Below are 15,865 nucleotides of genomic sequence, written 5' to 3' on the forward strand. Positions count from 1 at the left end.
CCGGCGGCGCGGTAACCCATCGACCCCCCTCACCGCTACGGCATCCGGCGCGACGGCGCGCGCCCGGCCTGGCATTCACACGTCAGGAAGGGACAGCACAGATGTCCATGAAGGACGCTCCCAGACAACGGTCCCGACGATGGTTCTCCGCCGGATCCGCGCTGCTGCTGGCGGTCGCCGCCGGCACTGTCACCTTCGCCGCCGGCTCGGCACCCGCCCAGGCACACACGATCGTCGCCAGCGACTTCCAGCAGGTCGAGTTGGCTCGTGGCGTGACCGACATGGGTGAGCCGATGTCGCTGGCGGTGCTGCCGGACCGCTCGGTCCTGCACACCGCCCGCAACGGCACCCTGCGCCGCACCGACGCCAACGGCACCACCTCCGTGGTCGGCACCCTGTCGGTCTACACCCACGACGAGGAGGGGTTGCAGGGCGTCGGGGTCGACCCGGGCTTCGCCAGCAACCGCTACATCTACCTCTACTACGCCCCGCCGCTCTCCACCCCCGGCGGTGACGCGCCGGCCACCGGCACCGACTTCTCGGCCTGGGACGGCGTCAACCGGCTCTCCCGGTTCACCCTCAACTCGGACTTCACGCTCAACCAGTCCAGCAAGGTCGACGTGCTCGACGTCCCGGCCAGCCGGGGCGTGTGCTGCCACGTCGGTGGGGACATCGACTTCGACGCCGCCGGCAACCTCTACCTGTCCACCGGCGACGACACCAACCCGTTCGAGTCGTCCGGCTACTCGCCGCTGGACGAGCGGACCAACCGCAACCCCGCGTACGACGCGCAGCGCAGCGCCGGCAACACCAACGACCTGCGCGGCAAGATCCTGCGGATCAAGGTGAACGCCAACGGCACGTACTCCATCCCGTCGGGCAACCTGTTCGCCCCCGGCACGGCCAGGACCCGGCCGGAGATCTACGCGATGGGGTTCCGCAACCCGTTCCGGATCAGCGTGGACAAGGCCACCGGGGTGGTCTACGTCGGTGACTACGGGCCGGACGCCGGCTCCACCAGCTCCACCCGCGGGCCGTCCGGCCAGGTGGAGTTCAACCGGGTCGCGGCACCGGGCAACTACGGCTGGCCGTACTGCACCGGCACCAACACCACCACCGAGACGTACAACGAGTTCGACTTCGCGACCAGCGCCAGCGGCGCGAAGTACAACTGCACCGGCGGGCCGACCAACAACTCGTTCCGCAACACCGGCCTGACCACCCTGCCGCCGGCCCAGCCGGCCTGGATCCGGTACGCCGGCGACGCCGGCACCCCGACCGAGTTCGGCGGCGGCTCCGAGTCGCCGATGGGCGGCCCGGTCTACCGGTACAACGCCTCCTCGACCTCCACCACCAAGTTCCCCCAGTCGTTCGACGGGCAGTTCTTCGCCACCGAGTTCGGCCGGGGCTGGATCAAGCCGATCCACGTCAACTCCGACGGCTCCCGGGGCACCATCGACACCTTCCCCTGGGTCGGCAAGCAGGTGATGGACTCGGCGTTCGGCCCGGACGGCGCGTACTACGTGCTCGACTACGGCACCGGTTACTTCAACGGTGACGCCAACTCGGCGCTCTACCGCTTCGACTACGTCGGCGGCGGCAACCGGGCGCCCACCGCGAAGGCCAGCGCCAACCGCACCTCCGGGGCGGCCCCGCTCGCTGTGACCTTCTCCTCGGCCGGCTCGTCCGACCCCGAGGGCGGCGCGTTGACCTACTCGTGGGCGTTCGGTGACGGGACCACCTCGACCGCCGCCAACCCGACGAAGACCTACAGCGCCAACGGCACCTACACCGCGACGTTGACCGTGCGGGACCCGCAGGGCGCCACCGGCACCAGCAGCGTGCAGATCAGCGTCGGCAACACCGCGCCCACCGTCACGATCAACAACCCGGGCAACGGTCAGCTGTTCGGCTTCGGGGACACCGTGGCGTACAGCATCACGGTCACCGACCCGGAGGACGGCACCATCGACTGCACGAAGGTCAAGATGACCTACGTGCTCGGGCACGACCAGCACGGGCACCAGATCACCTCGAAGACCGGTTGCTCGGGCTCGATCACCATCCCGGTCGACGGTGAGCACGACGACGCGGCGAACATCTTCGCGATCTTCGACGCCGAGTACACCGACGCCGGTGGGCTGACCACGCACACCCAGCACACGCTGCCGCCGCGGCACCGCCAGGCCGAGTTCTACGGCACCTCGTCGGGGATCAACGTGTTCAGCAAGACCCCGGCCGAGGGCGGCAAGACCGTCGGCGACATCAACAACGGCGACTGGATCGCGTTCCAGCCGTACCGGCTGGGCAACGTGACCTCGTTCAACGCCCGGGTTTCGTCGGCGGGCGCCGGTGGCACCCTCCAGGTCCGGGCCGGTTCGGCCACCGGCACGGTGCTCGGCTCGGCCACGGTGCCGGTCACCGGCGGCTGGGAGACCTTCACCACGGTCACCGGGACGATCAGCAACCCGCCGACCGGCACGACCACGCTCTACCTGACCTTCGCCGGGTCGGGCACCGGGGCGCTCTACGACCTGGACGCCTTCACCTTCGTCACCGGGACGCCCCCGGCCGGTGGGGCCGGGGCGATCAAGGGCCTCGGCGGCAAGTGCCTGGACGTGCGCAACGCCGCCACCGCCGACGGCACGCAGATCCAGATCTACACCTGCAACGGCAGTGCCGCGCAGACCTGGGCGGTCACCCCCAACTCCACGATCAAGTCGTTGGGCAAGTGCCTGGACGTCTCGGGTGGGGCCACCGCCGACGGCACCAAGATCCAGCTCTGGACCTGCAACGGGACCGCCGCCCAGAACTGGGCGGCCCAAGCCGACGGCACGCTCCGCAACACGTCGTCGGGCAAGTGCCTCGACGTCTCCGGCAACAGCTCCGCTGACAGCACGGTGGTCCATCTCTGGACCTGCACCGCCGCCGCCAACCAAAAGTGGACCCTGCCCTGAGCTGGCGGGAGGGGCCCTTCGACAACGCCTAGTGTGATGCGAGGGGCCCCTCCTAACCGCAATTAGGAGAGCGATATGCGCAGACGCCTGCGACCCGTCCTCGGTGCGGCCATGGCCGCACTCGCCGTCATCGCCTGCACCACCCCGGCCACCCCGGCCAGCGCCGCCGACGCCCCGTACGACGTGCTGGTCTTCTCCAAGACCGCCGGTTTCCGGCACGACGCGATCCCGGTCGGCATCCAGACCATCCGCGACCTGGGCGCGGCGAACAACTTCACGGTCACCGCGACCGAGGATGCCGCCGCGTTCACCACGAGCAACCTCAACCAGTACGAGGCGGTCGTCTTCCTCAACACCACCGGCGACGTGCTCAACGCCAGTCAGCAGACCGCCTTCGAGTCGTACATCGGCTCCGGCCGCGGATACGTAGGTGTGCACGCCGCAGCCGACACCGAGTACGACTGGCCGTTCTACGGCAACCTGGTGGGGGCGTGGTTCGCCTCGCACCCCGCGATCCAGCAGGCCAACATGAAGGTGGAGGACCGGGGCCACGCGGCCACCGGGCACCTGCCGCAGACCTGGACCCGCACCGACGAGTGGTACAACTACCGCACCAACGCCCGGTCGAGCGCCCACGTGCTGGCCACCCTTGACGAGTCGTCGTACTCCGGCGGCGGGATGGGCGCCGACCACCCGCTGAGCTGGTGCAAGAGCTACAGCGGCGGCCGGTCCTTCTACACCGGCGCGGGGCACACCCAGGCGTCGTACGCGGAGTCCGGGTTCCGGAACCACCTGCTCGGCGGCATCCGGTACGCCTCCGGTCGGAGCAAGGCCGACTGCCGGCCCGAGACCGGCTACACCCCGCTGTTCAACGGCTCGACGGCCGGCTGGTCACAGGCCGGTCCGGGCAGCTTCACCAACACCGACGCCACCCTGACCTCGGTCGGCGGCATGGGGCTGTACTGGTACAACGCCAAGCAGTTCACCAACTACTCGCTGAAGCTGGACTGGAAGCTGGCCGGTGACGACAACTCCGGCATCTTCATCGGGTTCCCACCGTCGAGCGACCCGTGGTCGGCGGTGGACAACGGTTACGAGATCCAGATCGACGCCACCGACGCGGCCGACCGCACCACCGGGGCGGTCTACACCTACAAGTCCGCCGACATCGCCGCCCGCGACGCGGCGCTGAACGCGCCGGGGGAGTGGAACACGTACGAGCTGCTGGTCGAGGGCGAGCGGCTACAGATCTTCCTCAACGGGGTGAAGATCAACGACTTCACCAACACCAACCCGGTCCGCTCGTTGGCCGGTCACATCGGCATCCAGAACCACGGCACCGGTGACGACGCCTCCTTCCGCAACATCCGGATCAAGGAGCTGGGCACCACGCCGCCGCCCACCGGCACGATCCAGGCCGAGGCGTTCAGCTCGGCCAACGGTGTCTCCGCGTTCACCAAGGCGGGCGCCAACGGTGGGCAGACCGTCGGCTACATCGACCCGGGCGACTGGGCCGCGTACAACGGTGTCAACCTGGCCGGGGTCACCTCGTTCACGGCCCGGGTCGTCTCCGGTGGCGCGGGTGGCGCCATCCAGGTGCGCACCGGTTCGGCCACCGGCCCGGTGCTCGGCACCGTCGCGGTGCCCAACACCGGCAGTTGGACGACCTTTGCCAACGTCTCCACGGCGCTGTCAAACGTCCCGTCCAGCACCCAGAACCTCTACCTCACCTTCACCGGTAGCGGCACCGGGCTCTTCGACCTGGACGACTTCACCCTGGTCAAGGGCGGCGGCGGGGGCACCGGTGTCGGCCCGATCAAGGGTCTCGCCGGCAAGTGCCTGGACGTGCGCAACGCCGGCACCGCCGACGGCACCCAGATCCAGCTCTACACCTGCAACGGCAGCACGGCGCAGACCTGGACCGTGACGCCGAACTCGACGATCAAGGCGCTCGGCAAGTGCCTGGACGTCAACGGCAGCGGCACCGCCGACGGCACCAAGATCCAGCTCTGGACCTGCAACGGCAGCGGCGCACAGAACTGGGCCGCCGCGTCCGACGGCACCCTGCGCAACCCGTCGTCGGGCAAGTGCCTGGACGTCTCCGGCAACAACTCCGCCGACAGCACCGTCGTGCACCTCTGGACCTGCCTCAACGCGGCCAACCAGAAGTGGACCCTGCCCTGACCGACTAGGGCTGGAGGGGTCGACGCTCACGTCGTCGGCCCCGCCCGGCAGCCGGCCCGAGTGCCGACGAAGCCGGCCGGCGTGCCCCGGCGGCCGTCGTGACGGCGCGGGTCAGCAAGCGGTGTCCCTCACGAGCGTGATGCCTCTGAGTCATCTTGATGACTCAGAGGCATCACGCTCGCTCTGATTCGTCCGCCGACCCGCGGACACCCGCGGACCGACCCACAGCCGGCTGCCGTACCTTGACCTGCATGGGGCGGTTCGCGCAGTGGCGCGGGATGGTTTTGGCGCACGGGCACCGGCTGGGTGACGCGTTGCGCCGGGCCGACGAGCCCGACGACCCGTCCGAGCCGGCACCAAGCCTGAACCGTCTCGACGCGCTGGTGGAGGGCTTCACCGCCGGTCAACCGGTGCGGTGGAAGATGGCCGGGCAACCCCGGCCGCTGCCCGGCCCGGTCGACGTGGTGGCGTACCGGATCATCGAGGAAGCGTTGACCAACGCGTGCCGGCACGCGCCGGGCGCGCCGGTCGGGGTCCACCTGCGCTACGACGCCGCGGGCATCACCATCGAGGTTCGCGATGAGGGCACCGGTTCCGCTCCGTCCGGCGGCGGCACCCAGGGCGTCGGTCGGGGTCTGGTCGGGGTACGCAGGCGCGCCGAGCGGCTCGGCGGCACGTTCTCGGCCGGCCCGCGCGCGGGCGGTGGCTTCACCGTACGGGCTGTCCTGCCCGCGCCCGAGGAAATGATCGGATGATCGGCCGACCGCGGGGCTTCCCCGATGGGGCACTGCGGAAATAGGGTGGGGGTCGGCGACCGTGCTGGTGGCCGGTGACCCGGTGGGAGGCGCAACCCGCCGGGCTCAGGTGTGTTCCGCACCCACCGGTGACCGCTCGGGTGCCGCGCACGTCCGGTCACCCTCGCCCCGGTCCGCACAAGGAATCCCCATCACAACAGGGGAGAAGGACAATGGCGCGACCCATCACGCTCTTCACCGGCCAGTGGGCCGATCTTCCGTTCGAGGAGGTCTGCCGGCTCGCCTCCGAGTGGGGCTACGACGGTCTGGAGATCGCCTGCTGGGGCGACCACTTCGAGGTCGACAAGGCGCTCGCCGACGACTCGTACGTCGAGCGCAAGCGGGAGACCCTCGCGAAGCACAACCTTGAGGTCTTCACGATCTCCAACCACCTGGTTGGTCAGGCGGTCTGCGACCACCCGATCGACGAGCGGCACCAGGACATCCTGCCCGGCCGCATCTGGGGCGACGGGGAGCCCGAGGGGGTTCGCCAGCGGGCCGCCGAGGAGATCAAGGACACCGCGCGGGCAGCGGCGAAGCTCGGGGTGAAGACGGTTGTCGGCTTCACCGGTTCGTCGATCTGGCACACCCTCGCGATGTTCCCGCCGGTGCCGCCGTCGATGATCGAGCGCGGCTACCAGGACTTCGCCGACCGGTGGAACCCCATCCTCGACGTGTTCGACGAGGTGGGAGTGCGGTTCGCGCACGAGGTGCACCCCAGTGAGATCGCGTACGACTACTGGACGACGAAGCGGACGCTGGAGGCGATCGGCAACCGGCCGGCGTTCGGGCTGAACTGGGACCCGTCGCACTTCGTGTGGCAGGAGCTGGACCCGGTGAACTTCATCTTCGACTTCGCCGACCGGATCTACCACGTGGACTGCAAGGACGCGAAGGTGCGTACCGGCGATGGCCGGCGTGGCCGGCTCGCCTCGCACCTTCCCTGGGCCGACCTGCGGCGCGGTTGGGACTTCGTCTCCACCGGCCACGGCGACGTGCCCTGGGAGGACTGCTTCCGCGCGTTGAACGCGATCGGCTACACCGGCCCGATCTCGGTCGAGTGGGAAGACGCCGGAATGGACCGGCTGGTCGGTGCCCCGGAGGCGTTGCAGTTCGTCCGCCGGCTCGCCTTCGACGCCCCGAGCGCCGCCTTCGACGCGGCGTTCAGCAGCAAGGACTGACCACACGTCGGACAGACCACGGGCCGGTCGCCCTGCGGCGACCGGCCCGTCGACGTGCGGTTGGTCAGAGCGTGCTGGCGTTCGTGCCCGAGCCGGACGGCTTGGTGCGGGGATTCGTGGACGACGGCGACCCGGAGGTCGTGCCGACCGTGCTGGTGCCCGCCTTGGCACCCACCGTGGCGGGCGTGCCGGCGAACGCGTCGTCGGCGGCGGTCAGCTCCTGCTTGCCGGTGCTGCCGTTGCCGTTGCCCAGCTTCTCGCCCAGTTTGGTCTGGCCGAGCTTGTCCTTGCCCTCGCTGTAGAGCTTGTTGGCCTGGGCCTGCGCGACCCCGGCCGCCTCCTGGACGGTCGGGTGGTCGAGCACCTTGCGGCCCCGGACCACTAGCTCTTCGTACTTTTCCCGGCCGGCACGGGCGCCCAGGACGAATCCCGCAGCCAGCCCGCCAAGAAACATGATCTTTCCGCGCATGGCGGCTCCTTCCGTACCTGACGCGCCGTCACCCCGGCGAGTTGCCCCGTCGGAAGGCGACCTGTTCGCGCCTGCGTCCTCTGTCCGCAGCTAACTACCCATCCTGCTCTCCGCTCAAGCATGGTTGTGCCGGGATGGCGATTTACCCCGATTGTCAATGCGACGGCGGGGAGGGAACCCACTGGACCATCACCGGGGGATGTCCTGTACTCTTGTCCCGTCGCACGGCGTCGGGGAGATCCGAGGTCGCGCGGAGCACGATCCCCTGTAGCTCAATTGGCAGAGCAGCCGGCTGTTAACCGGCAGGTTATTGGTTCGAGTCCAATCGGGGGAGCTTCCCCACAAACGCCCGTCGGCCTGAAGCCGGCGGGCGTTCGTCATACCCACCCCACCCCGACCCCACCCTCGGGTCGATCATGCAGTTGTGGTGCCGGTTGCGTGCTGTTCTGCGCCCTTCATCCCCCACCACAACTCCATGATCGACCCGGGCGGGATGCCGGATTCGCACTGTCTCGGGGGGTTTCGGCGGCAGGATGGGCGATGTTGAGTCGCGTTCAGAGTGCGTCGACTGACGCGTCGATCCTTGGGGTGAGTGCGGATGTCCGGACGAGGCGGCAAGGCCACGCTGATCGCGGTGGCGGTCGTGCTGGCCTGGCTGGTGATCGGCGGCGTCTCCGGCCCGTACGCGGGGCGCCTCAGCGAGGTCGCCACCAACGACAACGCCGCCTTCCTGCCCACCGACGCCGAGGCGACCCGGGCCCAGGACCTCGCCGGCGACTTCGTCGACCGGCAGACCATCCCGGCTCTGGTCGTCTACGAGCGGCCCTCCGGGATCACCGACGCGGACCGGCAACGGGTGAGCGCCGACGCCGCCCGGTTCGCCCAGATCCCCGGCGTGGTCACCCCACTGCCCCCGCCCATCCCGAGCGACGACGGCCAGGCACTCCAGGTCGTCGTACCTGTCGACGACGCCGAGGGCGAGGAGATCGGCACTGTCGTCGAGCAACTGCGCGACATCACCGGCGGTGACCGGGACGGCCTCACAGTGGACGTCTCCGGCCCGGCCGGCCTGCTCGCCGACCTGATCGAGGTCTTCTCCGCCATCGACGGACCACTGCTGCTGGTCACCCTGGTGGTGGTGCTGGTCATCCTGCTGATCGTCTACCGCAGCCCGGTCCTGTGGATCTTCCCGCTGCTCGCCGCCGGGATGTCGTACGCCCTCGCCTCGGTCTTCGTCTACCTGCTCGCCGACGCGGACGTGGTCAAACTCAACGGGCAGGCCCAGGGCATCCTCACCGTGCTGGTCTTCGGCGCCGGCACCGACTACGCACTGCTGCTGATCGCCCGCTACCGGGAGGAACTGCACCGGCACGACCGCCCGTGGGACGCCATGAAGACCGCCTGGAAGGGCGCCGCGCCGGCCATCATCGCCTCCGGCGGCACCGTCATCGTCAGCCTGCTCTGCCTGCTGCTGTCCAGCCTCAACTCCAACCGGGCGCTCGGCCCGGTCGCCGCCATCGGCATCGCCGCCACCCTGCTGGTGATGCTCACCTTCCTCCCCGCGTTGCTGGTGCTCGGCGGGCGGTGGGCGTTCTGGCCCCGACGACCCCGAGCCGACCAGGCCGACCCGCGAGCCGAACACGGCATCTGGAGCCGGGTCGCCGGCTTCGTGGCCCGGCACGCCCGCCCGATCTGGCTGACCACCGCCGTCGTGCTGGCCCTGCTGACCCTCGGCCTCACCCAGCTCGGCGCCACCACGCTCGGCCAGTCCGACCTGTTCACCCAGCGCACCGACTCGGTCGACGGCCAAGAGGTGATCTCCCGGCACTACCCGGCCGGCACCGGCAGCCCGGCCACCATCTTCACCACCGAGCAGACCGCCCGACAGGTCGCCCAGGTGGCGACCGACGTGCCCGGCGTCGCCGACGTCCGCCCCCTCACCACCGGCCCGCAGACCGGCCCACCCGAGGAGAACGCCGCCCCGAAGGTCGTCGACGGGCGGGTGCAACTGGAGGCGACCCTGGCCGACCCACCCGACAGCGACGGCGCCGAACGGACCATCCGCGAGCTGCGGGTGGCCGTACACCAGGTGCCCGGCGCGGACGCTGTGGTCGGCGGCTTCACCGCTATCAACGTGGACACCTCGGACGCCGCGAAGCGCGACCAGAACGTCATCATCCCGGTGGTGCTGGTGGTCATCGCGGTCATCCTGGCCCTGCTGCTGCGCGCGCTGCTCGCCCCGCTGCTGCTGATCGCCACAGTGCTGCTCAGCTTCGCGGCGACCCTCGGCCTCTGCGCGCTGCTGTTCCGCCACGTCTTCGACTTCCCCGGCGTGGACTCGTCGTTCCCGCTGTTCGCGTTCGTCTTCCTTGTCGCGCTCGGCATCGACTACAACATCTTCCTGATGAGCCGTGTCCGTGAGGAATCGGTGAAGCGCGGCGCCCGCGCCGGTGTACTCGCCGGCCTCGCCGTCACCGGCGGGGTGATCACCTCCGCCGGCATCGTGCTCGCCGCGACGTTCTCCGCCCTCGCCGTCCTGCCACTGGTGATCCTCGTCGAGCTGGGTACGGCGGTCGCGATCGGGGTACTGATCGACACCATCATCGTCCGGTCGCTGCTGGTGCCCGCACTCGCGTACGACATCGGGCCGAAGATCTGGTGGCCGGGCCGGTTGTCCCGGGCGAACGGTGAGCGGGAGGCGCGCGGTGCTGGCTGAAACCGATGTGGTCATCGTCGGCGGCGGCCTGGCCGGCCTCGCCGCCGCCCGCCGGTTGCACCGCGCCGGCGTGCCCTGGCGGCTGGTGGAGGCCGAGGGTCGGCTCGGCGGCCGGGTCGCCACCGACGTGGTCGACGGTCACCTCATCGACCGGGGCTTCCAGGTGCTCAACACCGCCTACCCCCGGCTCGGCACGCTGCTCGACACCGACCAGCTCAACCTCGGCTACTTCACCTCCGGCGTGCTGGTCCGCAAGGGCGACAAGCTGCTGCGGCTGGTCAACCCACTGCGCGAACCGACCGGTGGGCCCGGCACCGCGCTCGCCGACGTCGGCTCCCTGCTCGACCGGCTGCGCTTCGCCGCGCTCGCCACCGGCTGCGCCACCCTCCCCGCGACCCGGCTCCTCGCCGCGCCGGAGACCAGCACCGAGACAGCGCTGCGCCGCGCCGGCCTCTCCGACGCCATCATCGAGGAACTGCTGCGACCGTTCCTGTCCGGTGTGTTCATCGACCGGGAACTCTCCACCTCCAGTCACGTGCTGGCGATGGTGCTGCGCTCCTTCGCCCGCGGCCGGATCGGCCTGCCCGCCGAAGGAATGGCCGCGCTGCCCCGGGCCATCGCCGCGCCGCTGCCCGCCGACCTGCTCGACCTGGACACCCCGGTCGCGGAGGTCACCCCGGGCCGGGTCCGCACCCAGGCCGGCGACATCAGCTGCCGGGCCGTCGTGGTCGCCGTCGACCCGCCCGCCGCGGCCGCGCTGCTTCCGGCCCTGGCGACGGTACGCATGCACAGCTACACCACCTACTACCACAGCGCGGCCGAGCCGCCGCTCACCGAGCCGATCCTGCTCGTCGACGGCGACCGACGCGAACTCGTCGCCAACACCGTGGTGCTCAGCAACGCCGCCGCGACGTACGCGCCCGCCGGACGGCACCTGATCGCCACCTCGGTGGTCGGCCCGACCGCCCCACCCGAGCCGACCATCCGGGCCGAGTTGACCCGGCTGTACGGCCGCTCCACCGCAGACTGGACCCACCTCACCACAGTGGCAATCCCCGAGGCGCTACCCGCCGCGCCGCCCCCGCAGGGACGGCTGCGCAAGCCGGTGGCGCTGGGCGAGGGCCTGTTCGTCGCCGGTGACCACCGGGACAGCCCATCGATCCAGGGCGCCCTCACCAGCGGCTGGCGCGCAGCCAGCGCGGTGCTGGACGAGCTGCGCGCCGGCTGACAGGCCTACCCGAGCGCGCTGTTATATTCCTGTAGCCCATCGTGCTGGCGCAGGCGTGGGCACCGGCCGGCTCGATGCTGGCCGCTGGCCGCCGAGCGGGATAAGATCCGGCGCGGTGTTCGGGGCGGTAGCTCAGCCGGTTAGAGCAGGGGACTCATAATCCCTCGGTCGCGGGTTCGAGCCCCGCCCGCCCCACCAGCCGTTTTCCCTGGTCAGCCATGCTCCCGACGACCCGGGCGAAGATCCGCAGTGTCAGCGCCTACCGCTTGGTACATACTCGTTCGCCGAGTAGACCGACAGGCGAAAGCCCATCGGCACCCTCTGGTGACGGGGCAGGCCGAGTACCTCGTAGTCGATCGCGAGATCGTCGAAGAACAGCGACGATCCGGAGGAGAACTCCACGTCCGGGATAGTGATCGTGACGAAGACCGGCAGTTCCGCGCCCGCCGCCACCCGGATCGACCGGAACGGTTCCGCCGCAGCCGGGTCGAACACGGCGTCGGTGGCCTCGTCGGCATGGTTTACCGCCAAGCGGGTGATCTTGAATACTTGCTGATCCGCTGGACGGTCATTGATGCCCGTGATCGTCACCGGCCACGGACCGGGATTGCGGATGGACGCGCCGAACGTGACGTGCCCTCCGGGATTGAAGGCGAACCGCAGCTCCGTCCGCTGCCCTTCCGTGCGGGACTCCGCGTCGCCACCGTGCCACCACGAGCTGCCGTGATCGAGGCGATGGCCGACGGTGGCCGACAGATACCCGGCGCACAGTGCGACAGCCAGCGCTGCGGCGACCAAGAGCCGCCAACGGCGCGCCACATGAGGCATCCGCTTGGCACTCGCAGCGGCGTCATTGCCCATGACAGCGCACCCTAGGCCATGCTGGCAGTGTGATCAGAACACGTCACAGCGGGGCGAGGATCATAAGGATCTCGTCCCGGTCATCGTCCGCGCCAAACCGCAGCGCTGCGGGCCACCGGCCGATTTCCTTCCAGCCAAGTCGACCGTAGAAGTCCTCCAGGCCGGCCCCGCCTCGGGCGCAAAGGCGCAGCTGTTCAAGCCCCATCTCGTCGCGGCCGATCTGCCGGATCCGATGCATCATCGCCGCGCCGATCCTGCGACCTCGGTAGCCGGGATGTGTTTGGACGCGGTTGACGGTGCCCCAGTGAGCCACGAGTGGATCGACGTGGCGGGACAGGTTCAGCCAACCCGCCAGTGCCCCGTCGACCACCGCCAGGAGGAGCCTGCTGCGCTGGGGATCCAGGTCGGCGATGAGGCGCTCGGCCACGGGAGCTACCTGTTCCAATCCGACGGGTGGGAACGCGAAACCTACCGCGCCGCCGGCGTTCGCCACCGCCGTCCAGCACTCGACTAGCTCGCGTGTCTGGCGGGCACCGATCTCGGACGGGTGGGAGATCTGCCTGAACTCCACAAGGCCATGGCGGATCATGACGAGAAGTATCGCGCATAGCGCCGGCAGGAACACCAGCGAGCGATGCGCTCTAGCCACGAACCCCTCGTCATGCCGGTTGCTGCTCGGTGCCCTGCAAGGTTGCGGTGTGCCGGTCGAGGATCGCTGTGGAACGGCGGGAGAACTCGTTGAGCAGCCGCAACTGCTCGTCGGAGTACCCCTCGATGAGGGCGAGGTAGTCGCGGCTGAACTCGTCGAGGGTCTGCTGTAGACGTCCGTACGCCTCGCCGCGCACCAGCTCGATCGTCACTTTCCGCCGATCGCCGGGATCGCGCTGCCTGCGCAGGAAACCTGCCTGCTCCAGCCGGTCCAGTACGCCGGTGATGGCGCCGCCGCGGGTGAGGCCGATCTGGCGGGCGAGGCGGCCCGCAGCCATCGGCCCGTCCTTGTCGAGCACGCCCAGGCAGCTGATGTCGGTAACGGTGATGCCGGCCCGCGCGGCGAGGGCGCCATGGAACAGCACAGCGGCTTGTGCCGACGCGCGCTCCAGGCGGTACAGGTCGGCGACCAATGACGCCCGTGATGACGTTGACACTCGGCGTCCCTCCTCATAAAGTCTCGGAAATAGAGAGAATCTAAAAGCGAGCAGATCGGTGTGCGAGAAGCTCTTTTTTCGTTCATCTGCTCCGATCGTAGCAAGAGTCGGAGGACCGACATGACTACCGATGTCGCGCCCCAGCGGAGTGGCGGCCGCTCATGGCTGGCCTTCGCCGTCGTCCTCGCCGCCGCCTTCATGGACCTGGTCGACTCCACGATCGTCAGCATCGCGCTACCGCGGATTCAAGCCGACCTGGGTGCCGACTACGCCGCCGCGCAGTGGATCCTGGCCGGCTACTCGGTCACGTTCGCCCTGGCCCTGATCCCGGGTGGCCGCCTCGGCGACATCTACGGCCGGCGTCGGGTCTTCCTGATCGGTATCGTGGCGTTCACCGCCGCCTCGATCGTCTGTGGGGCCGCCACGACGGCCCCGATCCTGGTCATCGCGCGCCTGCTCCAGGGAATCGCCGCCGGCCTGATGGTCCCGCAGGTGATGTCCGTGGTGGTCATCCTGTTCCACAATGCCGAACGGGCCAAGGCGTTCGCCCTGTACGGCGTCACGCTCAGCCTCGCCAACGTCAGCGGCCCGCTGCTCGGGGCGCTGTTTACCGAGTACAGCGTCTTCAACCTGGGCTGGCGGGCAATCTTCTACGTCAACGTGCCGATCGGCGTCCTCACGCTGCTCGGCGCGCTGCGCTGGCTGCCGGAGTCGCGCTCCGAGACGCCACTGCGCGTCGACGTGGCCGGCATCGTGCTGATCAGCCTCGCCTCGTTCGCCCTGATGTTCCCAGTGATCCAGGGCCGGGAGGCGGGCTGGCCGATCGGCATGATCGTGCTGGTGGTTGCCGCGGTGCCACTGCTCTGGGCGTTCGGGATGGTGCAACGGCGGCGGGACAGCCGCGACGGCTCCGCGCTGGTCCCGCCAGACCTGGTGCGGCAGCGCTCGTTTGTGGTCGGCCTGATCGTGCTGCTGATCGTCTTCTCCGCGCTGGCGTCGCTGTTCCTGGTGCTCAACTACACGCTGCTGATCGGCTACCGATGGAGCCCGCTGCGTACCGCCCTGACCGGCCTCGGCTTCCCCGTCGGCATCGTCCTCACCACCGGCGTGGCCCAACGGTTCGCCGCCACCCGTGGCCGTGGGCTTATCCAGATCGGCCTGACCGTCATGGCCGCCGGCCTGGCCCTGCTCATTGTCATGTTCACCAGCGACGGCATGACCGTCACTTTCTGGCAGCTCGCCGCGCCGATCCTGGTGATGGGCCTGGGCATGGGTCTGTGCGTCTCTATCGTGACAACGGTCGTGCTCGCCGATGTTCCGCCGCGCAACGCCGGCGCCGGCTCCGGCGTGACCAACGCCGTGCTGCAGTTGGGCGCGGCCGTCGGCGTCGCGGTCGTCGGGGCCATCTTCTTCTCGCTGCTCGACTCCCGAGATTTCCCAGACGCCGCAGCAACGGCGCTCTGCTACAACGCCGGAGCCATCGCCCTGGCCGTCCTGCTCACACCCTTCCTGCCCGCGGCGCAGTCCGCATCCAGTCCGCAGGAGATCGACGAGTGAGGAGGGTTGTTTCCGCTGCACGAGGCGACTTGGCAGATCGCCGGCTCGTCGGCCTTGATGGCGCAGCCCCTCGGTCGCACCTGTGCGCTGAGCGTCAGCGTGTCCGGCTGACGGAGGAGACCCTCGGGTCATCGGAGTAGCGGCGGACGACGTCGTCGGCGTCGTCACCGGTGGCACCGGGATCGAAGAACACTTCCAGGCACGGCGCTTGCGGCCCTTCTGACCCGAAGCCCGCAACCACGTTGTTCGGGTCGAAGCGGTGGCTCTCGCGCACCAGATCCTCAGCGGAACCCCCCTGCGGAACGCAGACCACCGCCTCGGGCTGGCCACCACCCCAGGCCAGTGCCGGAGCCGACACGCCGATGGTGAGCGCCAGCGCCGAACCCACGCCGATCACCGTCGCCCGGCCGAGCCCCGGCCGGCTGGTCGGCGCGACCACCGCCACCAGGGCAGACAGTGCGTACACCCAGAGGGCCCGCTTGTCGGTCGAGTCGTGGAGAGCCAGCGCGACGACGCCGGCTCCGACGGTCTGTGCGACCAGGCTGATCGGCCGGAACCTCGGCGAGTCGACCAACGCCGCTGGTATCGCGGCAAGCGCACCGAGCAACAGGAGCAGCACGACAAGCCCGTACGCACTCCATTCACGGCGCGCGTCCAGGACGAGCAACACCAGGGCAACCAGTTGTCCGCACACGACGAGCGGCGGGCGAAGGTGCGCCAGGATCCGTGCCATCATCGCCAGACCGTACGTGATGTGAACGACTGTGATGGAT

Annotated in this window: 12 protein-coding genes and 2 tRNA genes; 9 read left to right on the forward strand and 5 right to left on the reverse strand. The window is 69.6% G+C overall.

Features of this window, described 5'->3' with window-relative positions:
• Positions 1–101: 101 nt before the first annotated feature.
• The 4 genes from AB0B94_RS18115 (at position 102) to AB0B94_RS18130 (ending at position 7,116) form a co-directional block, all read left to right on the forward strand.
• Complete coding sequence (locus tag AB0B94_RS18115; protein ID WP_357280725.1) at positions 102–2,957, forward strand: PQQ-dependent sugar dehydrogenase; 2,856 nt, start codon at positions 102–104, stop codon at positions 2,955–2,957.
• Between the two features lie 75 nt (positions 2,958–3,032).
• Positions 3,033–5,141, forward strand: coding sequence for a ThuA domain-containing protein (locus tag AB0B94_RS18120; RefSeq protein WP_357280728.1), 2,109 nt, complete (start codon positions 3,033–3,035; stop codon positions 5,139–5,141).
• Between the two features lie 251 nt (positions 5,142–5,392).
• On the forward strand, positions 5,393–5,896 hold the full coding sequence (locus AB0B94_RS18125) for an ATP-binding protein (protein WP_357280732.1): 504 nt from the start codon (positions 5,393–5,395) through the stop codon (positions 5,894–5,896).
• Between the two features lie 212 nt (positions 5,897–6,108).
• Positions 6,109–7,116 carry a sugar phosphate isomerase/epimerase family protein gene (locus AB0B94_RS18130; protein ID WP_030488695.1) on the forward strand — a complete coding sequence of 336 codons (1,008 nt, stop codon included), beginning with the start codon at positions 6,109–6,111 and terminating at the stop codon, positions 7,114–7,116.
• Positions 7,117–7,180: 64 nt separating this feature from the next.
• On the opposite strand, the gene AB0B94_RS18135 is transcribed toward AB0B94_RS18130, so the two are convergent.
• Entirely contained in the window at positions 7,181–7,585 is a 405-nt protein-coding gene (locus tag AB0B94_RS18135) for a hypothetical protein (protein ID WP_269682837.1), read from the reverse strand.
• Positions 7,586–7,846: 261 nt separating this feature from the next.
• On the opposite strand from AB0B94_RS18135, the gene AB0B94_RS18140 reads away from it, so the two are divergent.
• The 4 genes from AB0B94_RS18140 (at position 7,847) to AB0B94_RS18155 (ending at position 11,727) form a co-directional block, all read left to right on the forward strand.
• A tRNA-Asn gene (locus AB0B94_RS18140) sits at positions 7,847–7,919 on the forward strand.
• Between the two features lie 264 nt (positions 7,920–8,183).
• Positions 8,184–10,301 carry an MMPL family transporter gene (locus AB0B94_RS18145; RefSeq protein WP_357280739.1) on the forward strand — a complete coding sequence of 706 codons (2,118 nt, stop codon included), beginning with the start codon at positions 8,184–8,186 and terminating at the stop codon, positions 10,299–10,301.
• Entirely contained in the window at positions 10,291–11,529 is a 1,239-nt protein-coding gene (locus AB0B94_RS18150; protein WP_357280743.1) for an FAD-dependent oxidoreductase, read from the forward strand. Before AB0B94_RS18145 ends, AB0B94_RS18150 begins: the two co-directional genes overlap by 11 nt.
• 121 nt (positions 11,530–11,650) lie before the next feature.
• A tRNA-Ile gene (locus tag AB0B94_RS18155) sits at positions 11,651–11,727 on the forward strand.
• A 54-nt stretch (positions 11,728–11,781) separates the two neighbouring features.
• On the opposite strand, the gene AB0B94_RS18160 is transcribed toward AB0B94_RS18155, so the two are convergent.
• The 3 genes from AB0B94_RS18160 to AB0B94_RS18170 are packed head-to-tail and all read right to left on the reverse strand — an operon-like array spanning position 11,782 to position 13,511.
• Positions 11,782–12,390 (reverse strand): hypothetical protein, encoded by a 609-nt coding sequence (locus AB0B94_RS18160; RefSeq protein ID WP_357280747.1) that lies wholly within the window; start codon positions 12,388–12,390, stop codon positions 11,782–11,784.
• A gap of 43 nt (positions 12,391–12,433) precedes the next feature.
• Complete coding sequence (locus AB0B94_RS18165; protein WP_357280751.1) at positions 12,434–13,039, reverse strand: GNAT family N-acetyltransferase; 606 nt, start codon at positions 13,037–13,039, stop codon at positions 12,434–12,436.
• 10 nt (positions 13,040–13,049) lie between these two features.
• On the reverse strand, positions 13,050–13,511 hold the full coding sequence (locus AB0B94_RS18170) for a MarR family transcriptional regulator (protein WP_357280754.1): 462 nt from the start codon (positions 13,509–13,511) through the stop codon (positions 13,050–13,052).
• A gap of 144 nt (positions 13,512–13,655) precedes the next feature.
• Between AB0B94_RS18170 and AB0B94_RS18175 the strand changes: the two genes are divergently transcribed.
• Positions 13,656–15,092, forward strand: coding sequence for an MFS transporter (locus AB0B94_RS18175; protein ID WP_357280757.1), 1,437 nt, complete (start codon positions 13,656–13,658; stop codon positions 15,090–15,092).
• 94 nt (positions 15,093–15,186) lie between these two features.
• On the opposite strand, the gene AB0B94_RS18180 is transcribed toward AB0B94_RS18175, so the two are convergent.
• Positions 15,187–15,828, reverse strand: a complete 642-nt coding sequence (locus AB0B94_RS18180; protein WP_357280762.1) for a hypothetical protein — start codon at positions 15,826–15,828, stop codon at positions 15,187–15,189.
• Between the last annotated feature and the right edge of the window lie 37 nt (positions 15,829–15,865).

The organism is Micromonospora sp. NPDC048986 (assembly GCF_040649335.1).
GTDB classification, from domain to species: Bacteria; Actinomycetota; Actinomycetes; order Mycobacteriales; family Micromonosporaceae; genus Micromonospora; species Micromonospora alfalfae.